A 16,904-nucleotide genomic window follows, 5' to 3' on the forward strand; every position below is an offset into this window, starting at 1 on the left:
AGCGTCAGGCTTGCATACAGGACGGTGGGACGGGTGCTGCCGGAGGGTCCGGAAGCGCTACATGCATCGCGGCGTGGTTGACGCGGAGCGGCCTCGAGCCCCCGTCGGCCGGGCTGCCGGACAAACAATAGGCTGATCATGGCGACGAAGGCAACGGAACGGGATGAGGCGGACACCGCTCCGGAGCAGCAGACGGATGGACCGCTCCTCGACCTGACCGACGCGTCGGTCAAGCGGATGGTGAAGCTCGCCAAGAAGCGCGGCTACATCACCTACGAGGAGGTCAACGAGGTCCTGCCCGACGGTCAGTCGGATCCGGACCAGATCGAGGACGTCCTCGCCCAGCTCTCGGAGATGGGCATCAACGTCGTCGAGGCCGAGGAGACCGACGAGGCGGCCGGCGAGAAGGCTGCCAACGGCGAGGCCGCCGACGACGAGGAAGGCGCAGAGGGCACGGAGGTCGCCGAGGTCGCGCCGGCCCGCGCCGTTGCGGTGACGACCACGACGCGCGAGCCGACCGACCGCACGGACGACCCCGTGCGCATGTATCTGCGCGAGATGGGCTCGGTCGAGCTGCTGTCGCGCGAGGGCGAGATCGCCATCGCGAAGCGCATCGAGGCCGGCCGTGAAGCGATGATCGCCGGCCTCTGCGAGAGCCCGCTGACCTTCCAGGCCATCATCATCTGGCGCGACGAGCTCGTCGACGGCAAGGTGCTGCTGCGCGACATCATCGACCTCGAGGCGACCTATGCCGGCCCGGACGGCCGCAACGGCCCGCAGCTCACCGAGGGCGACGAGTCCGAGGACGGCGACGGCGAGGCCACGCCTCCGGAAGGCGCGGACGACGAAGACGACATGGAGAACAACGTCTCCCTCGCGGCGATGGAGGCGGAGATCAAGCCGCGGGTCCTGGAGACCTTCGACGCGATTGCCAACAACTACCGCAAGCTGCGCCGCCTGCAGAACGAGGGCGCCGAGCGCCGCGCCTCCGGGACCGCCGCCACCGAGGCGCAGGAGAAGGCGCAGGGCGAACTGAAGGACACCGTCGTCGCCGACGTGAAGTCGCTCTCGCTCAACAACAACCGCATCGAGGCGCTGGTCGAGCAGCTCTACGGCATCAACAAGCAGCTCATCAGCCACGAGGGCCGACTGATGCGCTACGCCGAGAGCCACGGCGTCGCGCGCGACGAGTTCCTGCGCCACTACCAGGGCTACGAGCTCGATCCGAACTGGATGGAGCGCGTCGCCACGCTCGGCGGCAAGGGCTGGAAGAACCTCGTCGAGAAGGGCGGGCGCCAGGTCCGGGACCTGCGCGAGCAGATCGTCAACCTCGCCTCCGAGACCGGCCTGGAGATCGGCGAGTACCGCCGCATCGTCAACATGGTCCAGAAGGGCGAGCGCGAGGCGCGCCAGGCCAAGAAGGAGATGATCGAGGCCAATCTCCGCCTCGTGATCTCGATCGCCAAGAAGTACACCAACCGCGGCCTGCAGTTCCTCGATCTGATTCAGGAAGGCAATATCGGCCTGATGAAGGCGGTCGACAAATTCGAGTACCGCCGCGGTTACAAGTTCTCGACCTACGCCACGTGGTGGATCCGGCAGGCGATCACCCGCTCGATCGCCGACCAAGCGCGCACCATCCGCATTCCGGTGCACATGATCGAGACGATCAACAAGATCGTCCGCACCTCGCGCCAGATGCTGCACGAGATCGGGCGCGAGCCGACACCGGAGGAGTTGGCCGAGAAGCTGGCCATGCCGCTGGAGAAGGTGCGCAAGGTCCTCAAGATCGCCAAAGAGCCGATCTCCCTCGAGACGCCGATCGGCGACGAGGAGGACAGCCATCTCGGCGACTTCATCGAGGACAAGAACGTCGTTCTGCCGATCGACGCGGCGATCCAGTCGAACCTGCGCGAGACCACGACGCGCGTGCTCGCCTCGCTCACGCCGCGCGAGGAGCGCGTGCTGCGCATGCGCTTCGGCATCGGCATGAACACCGACCACACCCTCGAGGAGGTCGGCCAGCAGTTCTCGGTGACCCGCGAGCGCATCCGCCAGATCGAGGCGAAGGCGCTGCGGAAGCTCAAGCATCCGAGCCGGTCGCGGAAGCTCAGAAGCTTCCTCGACAACTGATCGCGCTCAGCCGGCCGTCCCTCGGGGCGGCCGGTTCCGTTTCGGGGCCGGTGCGCGCCAGCGGCGGTGCGCCCGGATCGCCGCCAGAGCTCCGAGCGCTCCCGTCACGGTGAAGACCGCGACCAAGGCCCGGCCGACCCCCGACTCGCCGAAGACCCGATCGTTGAGGAGCCCGACGAGGAACGGTCCAGTGCCGATTCCGATAAGAGTCGTGGCCGCCAGGAACAGGGCGCTGACTCGGCCCCGCAGCCGCCGCGGCGTCAGGACCTGGATCCCGGCAAGGCCAGGCGGCCCGGTGAAGCCGAGCGTCGCCACGAGCACGGCGAACCCGGCGGAGGAGAGAGCGAGACTCGGCGCCAGGGCCGTCAGCGCGGTTGCCGGCACGGCCAGGCACAATCCGGATCCGAGCAGCAGGGGCGCTGCCGCCTCTCGCCCGCGCCGGCGCAGCCGGTCGAGGAGGCCGCCCCCGGCCAGATGTCCGAGCGGCGCCGCCACGAGAACGAGCAGGCCGAGACGCAGGCCGCTCTCGGCTGGGCTCAGTCCGAAAACCCGGACGTAGAAGGTCGGCGCCCAGGCGGTCAGCGTCTGGGACATCAGGACGGAGGCGATTGCCGCCGCCGCGTGCGGCAGGTAGGCGGCCCGCCGACGCACGAGCCAGGCGACCGCGGCACCGGACGGGCCCGCGACCCGGACCGGGCTCGGCGGCACGCGCAGCAGCAGAACGGCGATCAGGGCGTTCGGCAGCACGGCGAGCACGAACAGCGCCTGCCACGGGGCGAGCGGCCTCAGCCCGGGCAGGACGATGCCGCCCCGGGCCCCGAGCCAGGCGAGAGCCGCACCACCGAGCAGCAGCGCGAAGCTGCGGCCGAGGGTTGCGCCGGCCGTCAGCAGAGAGACCGCTCTGCCGAGCCGCGCACGCTCGAGCCGCGTCGCCATCACGGAGAGCGCAGCCGGCCCCACCACAGCCTGTCCGAGGCCGAGGACGGCGCGCGCCGCAAACAGGGCCGCGAAGCCGCCGACGAGGCCGCAGGCCAGCGTCGCCCCGCTCCACAGCGCGACGCCGGCAAGCAGCAATCCGCGTTGGCCGCCACGATCGGACAACACGCCGACGATGGGCAGCGCCAGTGCGTAGGGTAGCGCGAAGGCCGAGCCCTGCAGCAGGCCAAGCTCGGCGTCGCTCAGGGCAAAGGCCTGTTTGAGCGGCGTCGCCACCAGGGTCAGCAGGAAGCGGTCGCTGAAGGCGAGGAGTTGCGTCGCGGCGAGCAGGGCTGCCAGCGACCAGCCCGAGGCCGCGCGGATGCGGATCGCGCGCATCGGGACGCCGATGCGGTCGCTCAGGCCAGGGCCCGCGACCAGGCGGCGAGCATCGCCCCCGTCTCGGAGGCCAGCGCGCTCCCCGTTCCGGTGACCCGGAGCCGCTCCATCTCGCTGCGATATCGGCCGGGCGGCATGCCGAAGGCCGCGCGGAAGGCCCTGCTGCAATGGCTCTCGCTGGTGAAGCCGTGATCGTAGGTCAGTGTCGTGACCGAGCGCGTCTCGCTCGGCCGTCCGAGCGCGGATCTCAGCCGCTCGAGGCGGCGCGTCAGGATATGGCGGGCGACGCCGCCCGATTGCGCGAACAGGCCGTAGAGCGTTGTGCGCGAGAGAGCGAGCGCGTCGGCGACGCGCTCCGGATCGAGGCGCGGATCGTGCAGATGCGCCTCGATATAGGTTTCCGCGCGTTGGCGGCGCAGGTCGGCCGCGGCGTCGTGGGCACATTCGGCGAGCGCGTCCGGCGCTCCGAACGCCCCCGCGAGCAATTCGGCAAGCGCGCGCGAAGTCCGGCCGGCTGTCTCGGGCGACAGCGAACCGGCGCGGCGGGCGAGAGACTCCATCAGATCCGCGAGGAGCCCAGCGGCTGCGGCGGGCAGGATCTCGCCGTGCAGGCGGCGTGCATCGGGCAAGACGGCTTCGATCAGATCACGCGCGAGGCTGACGGTGACGAAATGCGCTCCGTCCGCGCGGGTGCGCTGCGGACAGGTCATGTCGAACAGGATCACCTCGCCCGGATCGAGCAGGCGCTCGCTGCCCAGGCTGCCGCCATGGAACCGACCGCTGCGTAGGAGCTGGATGGTGAAATGGTCGAACCCATCACGTCGGACGCGGCCGCCATCCCGGCTGTGCATCACGCCGCCGAGCCGCCGGTCGAACACGATCATGCGGCCGAGCCGGTGGGCGTCCACGCGGGCGCGGAAGCGCTCGCCGGTCGCCGACACGTCCGAGCCACCGGCATAGAGGGACCGGTATCCCTCGAAGGTGCCGTCCTCCTCGCTGGAGTCGAAGATAAAGGATTGGATCGCCACTGATCAAACCCGAACGCGTGATGCCCCAGATCCCGGCGGGTTGAAGCTCGACGTTCGGGCTTATCGACGTCTCACAATTGGCATGCAAGCGTTCTCACGCGGACGTGACTTCAACGCTCCGACGCCTCGCCGCGTCGAAGACTCGGATCGCACGGTCCGCGGAAAACCGAGCGGTCGGGCTGGTCCGCTGCCGCGCAGGCGCCTAGACTCAGGTGTTCGACCGGGCTGTTCGATCCTGCCGACGTGTCGGCCGTCGTCCCGCCCAACTTCTGCGCGATAGCTTGGCCATGCAGGGCCAAGCCTTGCTTTGCCCCGCCGAGAACCCACCTTCGACCGATGCTCGACGAGGACGCTCCGCGATCGCCACCGACCGCGCTGGCCGACGGGTCGGAGGCGGACGATGTCCCCTTCGGCGCGCTGCAACCCTGCGTCGCGATCCGCGACTGGCTGCTCAGCGAAGGCGCGCGGCTGCCGCAAGCCAACGATCTGCTCTCCGGCCTCGCGCAACGGCTCAACGCGATCGGCGTGCCGGTCGACCGCGCCTCGACCGCGATCGACACGCTGCATTCCGAGTATTCCGGCATCGGCCGCGTCTGGACCGCGGAATCCGGCTCGACCGTGCGGCTATTCCCGCACGGGGAAGTCTCCGAGAAGGCCTACCGGGCGAGCCCGTTCTTCACGGTGCACGAGAGCGGCGCATGGCTGCTCCTCGATCTCGCCGAGACGCCCGACGACACCTATGCGATCATCCCCGAGCTGAAGGCCGACGGCTACACGCATTATGTGGTCGCGCCCCTCTTCTTCACCAACGGCACCCGCAACGGCATCACCTTCGCCACCCGCGCAGCCGATGGATTCCGCGACGAGGACATCGCGATCCTGCGCTTCGTCATGCCGGCGCTGGCCGCCGTGATGGAGATGCGCCTCGTCAACAAGCAGCTCGACCATGTGCTGCGCATCTATGTCGGCGACGAGCCGCACCGGGCGATCCTGTCGGGCGATATCCGGCGCGGCCAAGTCAAGCGAATCCGCTCGGCGATCCTGTTCGCCGACATGCGCGACTACACGCGGATCTCCGCCGACATGACGCCGGAGGAGGCGGTCGATCTCCTCAACGTCTTCTTCGATTGCCTCGTGCCGCCCATCGAGCGCGAGGGCGGCGAGGTGCTGAAATATCTCGGCGACGGCCTGCTCGCGATCTTCCGCGAGCCCGGCGACGATCTCGGCGGTGCGGCCAAGGGCGCGCTGACGGCCGCCGAGACGGCGCTGGCGGCGCTCGAGGAAGCCAACGCACTCCACCAGTTCACCGTGCCGGTGGCGGCGGGCATCGCGCTGCACCACGGCGAGGCGGCCTACGGCAATGTCGGCTCGGGCGCGCGCCTCGACTTCACGGTGATCGGCCGCGACGTGAATCTCGCGAGCCGCCTCGCCCGGCTCAACCGCCTGCTCGGTGAGCCTCTCCTGATGTCGAAGCCGTTCGTGGACTTCCTCTGGGGCGATCCCGTTCTCATCGGCGAGCATACGCTGGACGGGTTCCGCGAGCCGATGCCGGTCTATCGTCCGCGCCCGCGCAGCCCGGCGTCTTGACCTCGCGGCCGGGCGGGTCCACATCTCGGCCTGTTCCAGGGAGATCCCCGGCAAGGGGCTGAGAAACCGCTGGCACGCTCTTCGAGCATGCGGCGCGGAAATCCTTCGAACCTGATCCGGCTCATACCGGCGTAGGGATTGGACCGCGGGCTCCGCAACGGAGCCACAGCTTCTCAGAAGCAAGGCCATCGATCCCTGCGGGCAGACGCGGAGATCTCGAGCGTGGCAACGAGCGCGGCATCCTGGCCCGCCTCCCCCATCGGACACAGGCGCGGCCTTGGCGCGACAGCGGACGGCCCGACCCTTCCTCAGCGCGCGGATGTGGCGATCGTCGGCGGCGGCCTGATCGGCCTCGCCGCCGCGTGGCGCCTCGCCCAGGCCGGGCTTTCGGTCGTCGTTGTGGAGCGCGACACGATCGGCGCGGGCGCGAGCCTCGCCGCCACCGGCATGCTGGCGCCGGCGGCCGAGCACGAGCCGGGCTCCGACCTGCTCCTGCCCCTCGCCCTCGACTCGCTGCGGCGCTGGCCGGGCTTCCGCGACGACCTCCAGGCCGCGTCCGGCATCGACATCGATTACCGCGAGGACGGCACGCTGGTCCTCGCCATCGGCCGCGACGAGGTCGACCGCCTGCGCTTCCGCTACGATCTGCAACGGCGCTCGGGCGTCGCCGCGGAATGGCTGTCGGGCACCGAGGTCCGCCGCCGCGAGCCGACGCTCCGCCCCTCCGTCACCGCGGGGGTGCTCTGCCCGCTCGATCATCAGGTCGACCCGCGCCTCGTGATGGCGGCGCTCGCCGCCGCCTGTCGCGCGGCAGGCGTCGCGATCATCGAGGCCTGCGCCGCGACGGGGCTCCTCTGGACCAACGGACGGGTCACCGGCCTGCACACGGCGCGCGGCACCATCGCGGCGGGCACCACCGTGCTGGCGAGCGGCGCCTGGAGCGGCGAGAGCGGCCTGCTGCCCGAGCACCTCGCCCTGCCGGTCCGCCCGCTGAAGGGCCAGTCGATCGCCCTGCGCACCACACGACAGACGGGCACGCTGTCGCAGATGGTCTGGACCGAGCAGGTGCACATGGCGCCGAAAGGCGACGGGCATCTCATCGTCGGGGCGACGGTGGAGGATTGCGGCTTCCGGCCCGGCGTCACCGCGGGCGGGCTCTATGCCCTGCTCGAAGGCGCGCGCCGGGTTCTGCCCGGCATCGAGGAGATGGCGGTCGAGGCTGTGTGGAGCGGCTACCGCCCCACCTCGGACGACGACGCCCCGATCATCGACACGCTGGCGCCGGGCCTCGTCGCCGCGACGGGACACCACCGCAATGGGTACCTGCTGGCCCCGGTCACCGCGGACGCGGTGGCGGCGCTGCTGACCGCGGGCGCGCTCCCCGACGTGGCGCGCCCCTTCACCGTGGCACGCTTCGGGCGCACGGAGACCGTGAGGGCCTTCGCATGAACCTGCTGATCAACGGCGAGCCCCGGACTGCCGAGGCTGACACCGTCGAGGCCGTTTTCCGGGCCGAAGCCGAGGAGACCGGCATCGAGAGCCCGGAGGGCATCGCTATCGCCCTCAACGGGCGCGTCGTGCGCCGTCGCGACTGGGCGGGCACGCCCGTCAGCGAGGGCGACCGCATCGAGATCGTCCGCGCCATGCAGGGAGGCTGAAGCATGAGCGACCCCCAGACCGTCACGCCGCTGCGCCAGGGCACCGGCCCGGACAGCGACGACGCCCTTGTGATCGCGGGCGTGCGCCTCGCCTCGCGCCTGTTCATCGGCAGCGCCGGCTATCCGAGCCAAGCGATCCTGCGCGACGCCGTCGAGGCGAGCGGCGCGGACATCGTCACCGCCTCGATCCGCCGGGTCTCGCTGCAGGGCCACGGCTCCGACACGGTGCGGATCCTCAAGGGCAAGCGTTTCCTGCCGAACACCGCCGGCTGCGAGACCGCCCGCGATGCCATCGTCACGGCCGAGCTCGCCCGCGAGGCGCTCGACACCAACTGGATCAAGGTCGAGGTGATCGGCGACCGCGAGACGCTCTACCCGGACGTCGCGGAGCTGATCGAGGCCTGCCGCCACCTCGTGGATGACGGCTTCGTGGTGCTGCCCTACTGCAACGACGACCCGATAGTCTGCCAGCGGCTGGAGGATATCGGCTGCGCCGCGGTGATGCCGATGGGTTCGCTGATTGGCTCTGGGATGGGAGTGGCAAACCCGGCCAATCTCGAACTGATCTGCCGCCGGGCCAAGGTGCCCGTCGTGGTCGATGCCGGGATCGGCACCGCCTCGGACGCAGTGATCGCCATGGAACTCGGCGCGTCCGCCTGCCTGATCAACACCGCGGTCGCCAAGGCCGACGATCCCGTCCGTATGGCGCGCGCCATGCGCCACGCGGTGGAAGCCGGCCGCGACGCGCATCGCGCCGGGCGCATCCCGCGGCGCGGCCGGGCCGAGCCGTCGAGCCCGCAACTCGGTCTGGTCGGCTCCTAACCGGACGAGAAAGCTGTCCGGACAAGGACTTGACGTTATAGCCGTCGGCGTAACGATCGGTTAGGCCTCCTTGGCGACGTGCGCCGAGGGGGATGCCGGTTCGTGAAGGAGAGCGTGCCAGACCCGTCGCCGGATTCCGCGGCCCGTGCCGGGCCGCGTTCCCGCCTTCCCGGGCCTCTCCTCCTCGTCACCGACCGGCTCGGGGCCACCCGGCCGCTCACCGAGACGGTGGCGGCCTTCCTCGGGGCCGGCGGCTCCTGGGTCTGGTTCCGCGACCGCGACCTGCCTCGCGACGAGCGCCGCCGCCTGGCGGAACGGGTCGCCGAGCGCGTGTTCGCGGAGGGCGGCACGCTCACGATCGGGTCCGATCTCGACCTCGCCGCGGAACTCGGCGCGGACGGCGTGCATCTCGGTGGCGGACACGGCGACCGGATCGGTGCGGCTCGAAACCGGCTCGGGACGCGGGCCCTGATCGGCCTCTCAGCCCATAGCTCCACCGAGACCGCCGAGGCCGCCGCGCGGGGGGCCGACTACGCCACCCTGAGCCCGATCTTCCCGAGCGCGAGCAAACCGGGCTACGGCCCCGCCCTCGGTCCGGACGCCATCCGGACGGCACCCGGCCTTCCCATCGTGGCGCTCGGCGGCGTCACCGCCGATACGGTCGGGGCCTGCCGGGCGGCGGGCGCAGCCGCCTGCGCCGTGATGGGAGCGGTCATGTCCGCCCCCGATCCCGGCACCGCGACCCGGCGCTTGCTGGAGGCCTGGAACCGGGCGCAGTGAGGCGTCGCGCCTATTTGGCCGGTGCCGGGGGGCCGTAGGGCGGCCGCGGGATCGCCCGATGGGCAGCCCGAAGTGCGGCGGACCAGCGCTCGCGCAGGTCGTGAAAATAGGTCTCGCCCGCCTCGATCCGGTGATTGACCTCGAGGTCGAGGGCGCCGCGGCGCGCCACCGCGATGTCGATGGGCAGGCCGACGCCGAGATTCGAGCGCATGGTCGAATCCATCGAGACGAGGCCGATCTTGAGCGCGTCGTACAGGTCGGTCTCGAACTTCACCGCGCGGTCGAGGATCGGCTTGCCGTATTTGTGCTCGCCGATCTGCAGGAAGGGCGCGTCGGTCGAGCACTCGATGAAATTGCCGGCGGAGTAGATCAGGTAGAGCTTCATCGGCTCGGTGCCGATCTGGCCGCCGAAGAGCAGCGAGATCGAGAAGCGGATCTGCGCCGCATCGAACCCGGCCTGCTCGATCGACCGGACCCGGCGGATCGCCCGACCGATGAGCTGCGCCGCCTGGAACATGGTCGGCGCCTCGATCAGCTTCTGTGCGGGCTCGTCCTCCTCGCCGGGGACGCCCTCCGAGAGCAGGCTCAGCACCGATTGCGTGATCGAGAGGTTGCCGGCCGAAGCCAGCAGCATCACGCGCTCGCCGGGCACGCTGAAATGGTGCAGCTTGCGGTAGGTCGAGATGTCGTCGAGCCCCGCATTCGTGCGGGTATCGGCGACCATCACGAGCCCGTCCTCGACGAGCAGGCCGACGCAGTAGGTCATCGAACGAACGCCCCCGCCCGCTGGCTCAACCCCCGGGCCGCGGGCTCTTGGTTTCGAGAATCAGGATTGTCTGGCGGCCTGGGATTGCTCCACCTTGAGGCGCACGTCCAGCGTCTCCGTGCCGCCGCCCGTGCGGCTGCCGCGGATCGGGGCGGCGCCGAGGTAGTCGAGGCCGCAGGCGACACGCACATAGTTCTCCGAGGTGCCGGCGCCGTGGGCCGGGTCGAAGGCGACCCAGCCGAGATCGGGCACCAGTGCCTCGGCCCAGCCATGCGGCGCCTCACCGTCCTCCGCCTCGTCCTCGCGCTTGCGGTAGCCCGAGACGTAGCGCGCCGGGATCTGCAGGTGGCGCGCGGCGGCGATGAAGACATGGGCGACGTCCTGGCAATTGCCGGTCCCGGCCGCGAAGGCCTTGGGGGCGGGCACCGCCTGGCCGGCGGGCGCACGCACGAAGGCGACCTTCTCGTGCACCGCGGCAAGCAGCCGGTGCAGGATCGGCAGCTCCGCCCGGTCGCCCGCCGCAGCCACCGTCTCGGCGAAAGCCTGGATCTCGGCATCGGGAACGCAGAGATCGCTCTCGCGCAGATAGAACAGATCGGGCAGGCGCTCGACAGCGCCGCGCACGATGCCGTGCGTCTCGAAGGTGTCGACCTCGCCGGCCACGCGGATGGTCAGCGAATCGGCCGGCTCGTCCGGCGTGAACCAGTGCACGATATTGCCGAAACCGTCCTCGCGCTCGGTCAGGCGCCCGTCGACGGAGGTGTCGATGCGCCAGCGGCGGACATATTGCCCGTCATGGTCGCGGGGCGTCAGGCGCAGGACCTGGATCAGGCCGCGGGCCGGCTGCTCGTAGGTGTAGAGGGTCTCGTGGACCACACAGATGCGCATGCGGGTGTCTATCCCAGAGTGCTCCGCGCCGAACGGGCGGCCGGTTTGGCGCGGAACGATGCGCCGTGGCAGGGGCCTCGGCGCAACCCGGCCCAGCGATCCGTCAGACCAGGTACTGCTCGGCGATCGCCGCGCCGACCCGGTTGTTCTCCCCGATGAAGCCGGTGACGAACTCGTGCAGGCCCGAGGCGAAGATGCGGTCGATATTGTCACCCTCGAGCTTGGCCAGCATGTTGCTGGCAAGCCTCTGGCTCGGACCGCGTCGGCCATAGGCGTCGGCGATCAGGTCGAGATGCTCCACCAGCATGCCGTAGCAGCTCGCGAACGAGCGCGGCATCTGCCGGTTGAGGATGAGCAGGTCAGCGACGAGGAGCGGCTTGATGCTCTCGCGGTAGACCCAGTGATAGGCCGTGAAGGCGGAGACCTCGCGCAGGATCGTGGTCCACTGGAAGTAGTCGAGGCTGCCGCCGACCTTCTCGCTGGCCGGCAGCAGGATCTGGTACTTCACATCGAGGATGCGGGCGGTGTTGTCGGCCCGCTCGAGCGCGGTTCCGAGGCGGGTGAACCAGTAGGCGTCGTTCCGGAGCATGGTGCGGTAGGCCGAGCCATCGAAGGTCAGCGAGATGCCCTTCACCCAATCGAGGAAGCGCGAGAACTCGTCGCGCGTCAGATCACGGCCCTCGTAGGAGCGCAGCTCCAGCCAGGCCCCGTTGATCGTGTCCCACATCTCCGTGGTGAGTGCCGTGCGCACGGCGCGGGCATTCTCGCGTGCCGTCTCGATGCAGGTTCGGATCGAGGACGGGTTCTTTGGACTGAAGGCGAGGAAGTCGCAGACCGTGTGGCTGTTGATTCCATCGTAATGGGCCTTGAACGCCTCCGGATCACCGGCGGACGCCAGCGCCGAGGCCCATTCGTTGGTCTCGCCGCCGCCGTAGTTCGTCGGCAGCGAGGCGAGGCGGTGCGCGGCGTCGAGGATGCGCGCCACGAACTCGGCGCGCTCGACGTAGCGCGAGAGCCAGTAGAGGTTGTCGGCGGTCCTAGACAGCATGGGTACTTCGCTGGGTTGATCCCGGGCCGGCCCGGGACCGCGTTGAAGGATAGGTCTCAGGTCGCGCGGCGCGTCAGGCGTCGAGAACCCAGGTGTCCTTGGTGCCGCCGCCCTGGCTGGAATTCACCACGAGCGAACCCTCCTTCAGGGCGACGCGGGTCAGGCCACCCGGCACGATGCGGATCTCGTCCGCGCCGCAGAGCACGAAGGGCCGGAGATCGACATGGCGGGGGGCGACCCCCGAGGCAACGAAGGTCGGGCAGGTCGAGAGCGAGAGGGTCGGCTGGGCGATGAACCCGTCGGGCGCGTGGCGCAGGCGCCGCCCGAACTCGTCGATCTCACGCTTGGTGGCGTGCGGACCCACCAGCATGCCGTAGCCGCCCGATCCGTTGACCTCCTTCACGACGAGGTCCTTGAGGTTGTCCATCACGTAGGCGAAGGCCTCCTTCTCGCGGCAGCGCCAGGTCGGCACGTTGTGCAGGATGGGCTCCTCGCCGGTGAAGAACTTCACGATCTCCGGCATGTAGCTGTAGACCGCCTTGTCGTCGGCGACGCCGGTGCCGACCGCGTTGGCGAGCGTGACGGTCCCGCGCTCGTAGGCGTTCATGAGGCCCGGCACGCCGAGCACCGAATCCGGCCGGAACACGAGCGGGTCGAGGAAGTCGTCGTCGAGGCGGCGATAGATCACGTCGACCCGGCGCGGCCCCTCGGTGGTGCGCATGTAGACGACGTCGTCCTTGGTGAAGAGGTCGGACGCCTCCACCAGTTCGACGCCGAGCTTGTCCGCCAGGAAGGAGTGCTCGTAGAAGGCCGAGTTATAGCGGCCCGGGGTCAGCAGCACGCAGGTCGGATCGCGAGTCGCGGTCGTCGGCGCGAGGCTGCGCAGCGTCGCCAGCAGCGCGTCCGGATAGTTCTCGACCGGCGCCACCCGGTGGCGCGAGAACAGGTCCGGGAACAGGCGCAGCATCACCTCCCGGTTCTCCAGCATGTAGGACACGCCCGAGGGGATGCGCGCATTGTCCTCCAGCACGAAGAAATCGTTCTCGCCGGTGCGGACGATGTCGATCCCGGCGATGTGGACGTAGAGGTCGTGCGGCACGCGGAAGCCCCGCATCTCCATGCGGTAATGCGCGTTCCGGTAGACGAGGTCGGCGGGGATGATGCCCGCCTTGATGCATTCCTGCGCCCCGTACACGTCTTTCAGGAAGGCGTTGATCGCGGTGACGCGCTGCTTCAGCCCGCGCTCCAGGAAGCTCCATTCCGGCTTGGTGAGCACCCGCGGGATGATGTCGAACGGAATCAGCCGCTCGGTCGATTCGTTGTCGCCGTAGACCGCGAAGGTGATGCCGATGCGCCGGAACAGCAGCTCCGCCTGGCTGCGCCGGGTGTTGAAGTGCTCGGACGGCGTCGCGTCCAGCCAGGCCCGGAGCTGCCCGTAGGCCTCGCGGACCTCGGCGGCGCTCACCGCCGGGCCATCCAGCCCGGTCATCTCATCGAACGCCACGCCCGCCATACAGGTGCCTCCCAGATACCCCACGCTAGAGGCAAGAGGCGCGCCATGCCAAGCCGGCGCGGTCTCCCGCCACGGGCTGGCTTGAGACAGCCTCAGATCAATTTCAGACCTTTGAGGCTGGCATGTCCCCCCCGGCCGAGGATGATGTGGTCGTGGACGACGATTCCAAGGGGTTCGAGAACCGAGATCACGTCGCGCGTCATGCGCACATCGGCCGCCGAGGGGGCCGGATCGCCCGAGGGATGGTTGTGGGCGAGGATGATCGCGGTGGCCGACAGTTCGAGAGCCCGGCGCGCCACCTCGCGGGGATAGACCGGCGTGTGGTCGACGGTGCCGCGGCCCTGCACCTCGTCGGCGATCAGGTGGTTGCGCTTGTCGAGGAAGAGCACGCGGAACTCCTCGCGCGTGCAGAAGGCCATGGTGGCGCGGCAATAGTCGAGCACGGCCGACCACGACGACAGGAGCGGTCGCTCCAGGATGGCGCCGCGGGCGAGCCGCCGTCCGGCCGCCTCGATCAGCTTGAGATCGGCGATCACGCCGGCGCTGACGCCCTCGACCTCGGAGAGGCGGGCGGGCTCGGCGCCGAGCACCTCCGCGAAGCTGCCGAACCGGCTGACCAGCGCCTTGGCGAGCGGCTTCACGTCCCGCCGCGGGATCGCCCGGAAGAGCACGAGCTCCAGGAGTTCGTAATCGGCGAGCGCGTCGGCACCGCCTTGCGCGAACCGGGCGCGCAGACGCTCGCGGTGGCCGTGATAATGCGGCTCCGCGGGCTCCGGCGCGGCTTCCGCGAGCCCGGGCTCCACGGCGTCGCGCGGCCGGCGGCCCATATCAGGTGCCGGCGGGATTGACGGGCTGGTGCAGGCCTTTGGGCGAGGCCGTGAAGATCTCGACGCCGGTCTCGGTCACGGCGACCGTGTGCTCGAACTGGGCCGAGAGCGAGCGGTCGCGGGTGACCGCGGTCCAGCCGTCTGAGAGCACCTTCACGGCGGGGCGGCCGAGATTGATCATCGGCTCGATGGTGAAGAACTGCCCCGGCTTGAGGGGCACGTCGTAGCTCGCCTCGACATAGTGCAGGATGGTCGGAGCGTCGTGGTAGGTGCGGCCGAGCCCGTGGCCGCAGAAGTCGCGCACCACCGAGCAGCGCTCGGCTTCCGCGAAGGTCTGGATCGCGCGGCCGATATCGTTGGTCGAGCCACCCGGCTTCACCGCGGCCACACCCCGCATCAGGGCCTCGTAGGTGATCTCGCACAGACGCGCCGCCTTGCGCGGCACCTCGCCGACGAAGGCCATCCGGCTCGAATCGCCGTGCCAGCCGTCGAGGATCAGGCAGATGTCGAGGTTGACGATGTCGCCCTCGCGCAGCGGCTTGTCGTTGGGGATGCCGTGGCAGACCACATGGTTGATCGAGGTGCAGATCGACTTCGGATAGCCCCGGTAGAGCAGCGAGGCCGGATAGGCGCCGTGGTCCATCGCGAACTCGTAGGCGAGCCGGTCGAGCGCCTCGGTGGTGACGCCGGGCTGCGTCGCCTCCATCAGGAGGTCGAGCGCCTCGGCGGTGAGCCGCCCGGCCCTGCGCATGCCCGCGAACCCCTCGGGGCCGTGGATCGGCGGTTCCCGCGCGCGGCGCGCCCCCCGCGCGCTGGCTTCATCGTGCTGAGTCATGAAGAGCTGATCTGAAAGACGTCCGCCGCCTATGTACGGCGCGGGGACCGGCGCGCCAAGCGCGCATCGAGCCGGCATCCTCCGTGCGGCCCTCGCCTCGCGGCGACGAGGCTTGCGCCGGGCGCGAGGCTGGCGGCATAAGCGGGGCACGATCGGGATCGGGGCGCGTCGTCAGCGCCGCCGCGAGGAGCAGGGCGCCAGGATGGCTGACAAGGCGGTTCCGCACTTCCACAACGACCTGGGCGTGCCTGTCATCCATGTCGGCGCGCGGGAATTCATGTGCATCGGGGCGAAGCCCCCGTTCGACCACCCGCACGTTTTCCTCGACATGGGTGCCGACAACGAGATCATCTGCCAGTACTGCTCGACGCTCTACCGCTACCGCCCTGGGCTGAAGGCGACGGAATCCGATCCGGCCGCCTGCCTGTGGGAGGACAGCGCCCGGGCGGCGGCGGAGTAGGCGGGGCCGCCCCCCGCCGTGGCCGCCCTCGACATCGCCATCGTCGGCGCCGGGATCGGCGGCCTGACGGCGGCGCTCACCCTGCACGATGCCGGGCATACGGTTCGGGTGATCGAGCGCCGCACCGCCTTCAGCGAGGTCGGCGCCGGGCTCCAGCTCTCGCCGAATGCCAGCCGGGTGCTCGGCGGGCTTGGCCTGTCGGCGGCCCTGCGCCGCGCCGCGACCGAGCCGCCGGGCGTCTGTGTGCGCGATCTGCGCGCCGGGCGCGAGATCGGGGCCGTGGCGCTCGGGCAGGCCGCGCGCGCCCGCTACGGCGCGCCCTATTACGTCATCCACCGGGCCGACCTGCAGACCCTGCTCCTCGACGCGGTGCGGGCCCGGCCGAACATCCGTCTCCTCGTCGGGCGCGACGTGACGGGTCTCGCCGAGACCGCGGATGGCGTGCGCCTGACCTGCGCGGGCGAGGCGCGCGACGAGACGCTCGAGGCCGATCTCGTCATCGGCGCGGACGGATTGCGCTCGCGCCTGCGCGGCCATCTCGACGGCGCCCCCCTGCGCCAGGGCCGGATGGCGGCCTGGCGGGCGATCGTGCCGCGCGACGGCTTGCCGGACGCGATCGCGGGCGAGCGCACCGGTCTCTGGCTCGGTCCTGGCCGCCACGTGGTGCACTACCCGATCCGGGGCGGGCGCGACCTCAACGTCGTGGCGATCGTGCCGGAGCGTCAGGGCGACGAGGATTGGGGTCGGCTCGGCGAGCCGGCCGTGTTGCGCGCCCATTTTCGCGATGCCGCCCCGCCCTTGCGCGACCTGCTCGCGCGGCCCGATTCCTGGCTCGTCTGGTCGCTTGCCGAACGGTCGGTGGCCCGTCCCATCGCCCAGGGCCGCGTCGCCCTCCTCGGCGATGCCGCTCACCCGGTCCTGCCCTTCCTGGCCCAGGGTGCCGCGCTGGCGGTCGAAGATGCGGCCGTCCTCGCCCGCTGCCTCACGGAGGCCGCCGTACCACAGGCCCTCCACCGCTACGCGGCACTGCGGACGGAGCGCGCCCGACGGGTGCAGCGGGCCGCCCGCGCCAATGGGCGCAGCTACCATGCCGGCGCGCTGACCGGCCTTGCCCGCGACCTCGTGATGCGTCGCCTCGGTCCGGACCGGATGCGCGACCGCTACGGCTGGCTCTACGGATGGTCCGCGGACGCCGGATGACGGGCCGCTTGATCTCACAGGCCGCCCCCGCTACCGCTCTGGCCG

At 70.4% G+C, this 16,904-nt stretch carries 16 protein-coding genes and 1 riboswitch; of the genes, 8 read left to right on the plus strand and 8 right to left on the minus strand.

All coding sequences use genetic code 11. The features are described from left to right. Positions 1 to 138: 138 nt before the first annotated feature. A complete protein-coding gene (rpoD, locus tag MET9862_RS00225; RefSeq protein WP_142581097.1) occupies positions 139 to 2,133 on the plus strand; it encodes an RNA polymerase sigma factor RpoD in 1,995 nt (664 codons plus the stop codon). 6 nt (positions 2,134 to 2,139) lie between these two features. Here rpoD and MET9862_RS00230 read toward each other — a convergent pair whose 3' ends face one another. Continuing rightward, entirely contained in the window at positions 2,140 to 3,447 is a 1,308-nt protein-coding gene (locus tag MET9862_RS00230) for an MFS transporter (RefSeq protein ID WP_142581098.1), read from the minus strand. Between the two features lie 20 nt (positions 3,448 to 3,467). Beyond that, the gene (locus MET9862_RS00235) at positions 3,468 to 4,475 is read right to left on the minus strand and encodes a helix-turn-helix domain-containing protein (protein ID WP_142581099.1); all 1,008 of its coding nucleotides are present in this window, start codon (positions 4,473 to 4,475) and stop codon (positions 3,468 to 3,470) included. Between the two features lie 336 nt (positions 4,476 to 4,811). On the opposite strand from MET9862_RS00235, the gene MET9862_RS00240 reads away from it, so the two are divergent. From MET9862_RS00240 to MET9862_RS00260, 5 genes are all read left to right on the plus strand, one after another. After that, positions 4,812 to 6,062, plus strand: a complete 1,251-nt coding sequence (locus tag MET9862_RS00240) for an adenylate/guanylate cyclase domain-containing protein (RefSeq protein WP_142581100.1) — start codon at positions 4,812 to 4,814, stop codon at positions 6,060 to 6,062. Between the two features lie 28 nt (positions 6,063 to 6,090). After that, positions 6,091 to 6,218, plus strand: a riboswitch (TPP riboswitch). A gap of 66 nt (positions 6,219 to 6,284) precedes the next feature. Further along, positions 6,285 to 7,511, plus strand: coding sequence for a glycine oxidase ThiO (gene thiO / locus MET9862_RS00245; RefSeq protein WP_438616580.1), 1,227 nt, complete (start codon positions 6,285 to 6,287; stop codon positions 7,509 to 7,511). Beyond that, a complete protein-coding gene (gene thiS / locus MET9862_RS00250) occupies positions 7,508 to 7,720 on the plus strand; it encodes a sulfur carrier protein ThiS (RefSeq protein ID WP_142581101.1) in 213 nt (70 codons plus the stop codon). The genes thiO and thiS overlap by 4 nt, the downstream gene beginning before the upstream one ends. 3 nt (positions 7,721 to 7,723) lie before the next feature. Further along, positions 7,724 to 8,542 (plus strand): thiazole synthase, encoded by an 819-nt coding sequence (locus MET9862_RS00255; protein ID WP_142581102.1) that lies wholly within the window; start codon positions 7,724 to 7,726, stop codon positions 8,540 to 8,542. Between the two features lie 114 nt (positions 8,543 to 8,656). Continuing rightward, positions 8,657 to 9,322, plus strand: coding sequence for a thiamine phosphate synthase (locus MET9862_RS00260; protein ID WP_142581103.1), 666 nt, complete (start codon positions 8,657 to 8,659; stop codon positions 9,320 to 9,322). Between the two features lie 10 nt (positions 9,323 to 9,332). On the opposite strand, the gene MET9862_RS00265 is transcribed toward MET9862_RS00260, so the two are convergent. The 6 genes from MET9862_RS00265 to map form a co-directional block, all read right to left on the minus strand. Beyond that, positions 9,333 to 10,088, minus strand: coding sequence for a proteasome-type protease (locus MET9862_RS00265; protein WP_142581104.1), 756 nt, complete (start codon positions 10,086 to 10,088; stop codon positions 9,333 to 9,335). Positions 10,089 to 10,148: 60 nt separating this feature from the next. Next, a complete protein-coding gene (locus MET9862_RS00270; protein WP_142581105.1) occupies positions 10,149 to 10,976 on the minus strand; it encodes a transglutaminase family protein in 828 nt (275 codons plus the stop codon). 103 nt (positions 10,977 to 11,079) lie between these two features. Then, a complete protein-coding gene (locus MET9862_RS00275; RefSeq protein WP_142581106.1) occupies positions 11,080 to 12,024 on the minus strand; it encodes an alpha-E domain-containing protein in 945 nt (314 codons plus the stop codon). A gap of 73 nt (positions 12,025 to 12,097) precedes the next feature. Beyond that, positions 12,098 to 13,537: a circularly permuted type 2 ATP-grasp protein gene (locus MET9862_RS00280; RefSeq protein ID WP_142581107.1), complete on the minus strand. Its 1,440-nt coding sequence runs from the start codon at positions 13,535 to 13,537 to the stop codon at positions 12,098 to 12,100. 92 nt (positions 13,538 to 13,629) lie between these two features. Further along, the gene (radC, locus tag MET9862_RS00285; RefSeq protein WP_142581108.1) at positions 13,630 to 14,364 is read right to left on the minus strand and encodes a RadC family protein; all 735 of its coding nucleotides are present in this window, start codon (positions 14,362 to 14,364) and stop codon (positions 13,630 to 13,632) included. Position 14,365: 1 nt separating this feature from the next. Continuing rightward, positions 14,366 to 15,199: a type I methionyl aminopeptidase gene (gene map, locus MET9862_RS00290; protein ID WP_142581109.1), complete on the minus strand. Its 834-nt coding sequence runs from the start codon at positions 15,197 to 15,199 to the stop codon at positions 14,366 to 14,368. 202 nt (positions 15,200 to 15,401) lie between these two features. Between map and MET9862_RS00295 the strand changes: the two genes are divergently transcribed. After that, the gene (locus MET9862_RS00295; protein WP_142581110.1) at positions 15,402 to 15,659 is read left to right on the plus strand and encodes a zinc-finger domain-containing protein; all 258 of its coding nucleotides are present in this window, start codon (positions 15,402 to 15,404) and stop codon (positions 15,657 to 15,659) included. A gap of 18 nt (positions 15,660 to 15,677) precedes the next feature. Further along, on the plus strand, positions 15,678 to 16,859 hold the full coding sequence (locus MET9862_RS00300) for an FAD-dependent monooxygenase (RefSeq protein WP_142581111.1): 1,182 nt from the start codon (positions 15,678 to 15,680) through the stop codon (positions 16,857 to 16,859). The last annotated feature ends 45 nt before the right edge of the window (positions 16,860 to 16,904 follow it).

The organism is Methylobacterium symbioticum (genome assembly GCF_902141845.1).
GTDB lineage: Bacteria > Pseudomonadota > Alphaproteobacteria > Rhizobiales > Beijerinckiaceae > Methylobacterium > Methylobacterium symbioticum.

Coding starts and splice junctions, on each gene's coding strand:
- map (WP_142581109.1), bottom strand. CDS start 15,199: ATGACTCAGCACGATGAAGCCAGCGCGCGGGGGGCGCGCCGCGCGCGG.
- thiS (WP_142581101.1), top strand. CDS start 7,508: ATGAACCTGCTGATCAACGGCGAGCCCCGGACTGCCGAGGCTGACACC.
- MET9862_RS00240 (WP_142581100.1), top strand. CDS start 4,812: ATGCTCGACGAGGACGCTCCGCGATCGCCACCGACCGCGCTGGCCGAC.
- MET9862_RS00275 (WP_142581106.1), bottom strand. CDS start 12,024: ATGCTGTCTAGGACCGCCGACAACCTCTACTGGCTCTCGCGCTACGTC.
- radC (WP_142581108.1), bottom strand. CDS start 14,364: ATGGGCCGCCGGCCGCGCGACGCCGTGGAGCCCGGGCTCGCGGAAGCC.
- MET9862_RS00280 (WP_142581107.1), bottom strand. CDS start 13,537: ATGGCGGGCGTGGCGTTCGATGAGATGACCGGGCTGGATGGCCCGGCG.
- MET9862_RS00265 (WP_142581104.1), bottom strand. CDS start 10,088: ATGACCTACTGCGTCGGCCTGCTCGTCGAGGACGGGCTCGTGATGGTC.
- MET9862_RS00230 (WP_142581098.1), bottom strand. CDS start 3,447: ATGCGCGCGATCCGCATCCGCGCGGCCTCGGGCTGGTCGCTGGCAGCC.
- rpoD (WP_142581097.1), top strand. CDS start 139: ATGGCGACGAAGGCAACGGAACGGGATGAGGCGGACACCGCTCCGGAG.
- MET9862_RS00270 (WP_142581105.1), bottom strand. CDS start 10,976: ATGCGCATCTGTGTGGTCCACGAGACCCTCTACACCTACGAGCAGCCG.
- MET9862_RS00255 (WP_142581102.1), top strand. CDS start 7,724: ATGAGCGACCCCCAGACCGTCACGCCGCTGCGCCAGGGCACCGGCCCG.
- MET9862_RS00295 (WP_142581110.1), top strand. CDS start 15,402: ATGGCTGACAAGGCGGTTCCGCACTTCCACAACGACCTGGGCGTGCCT.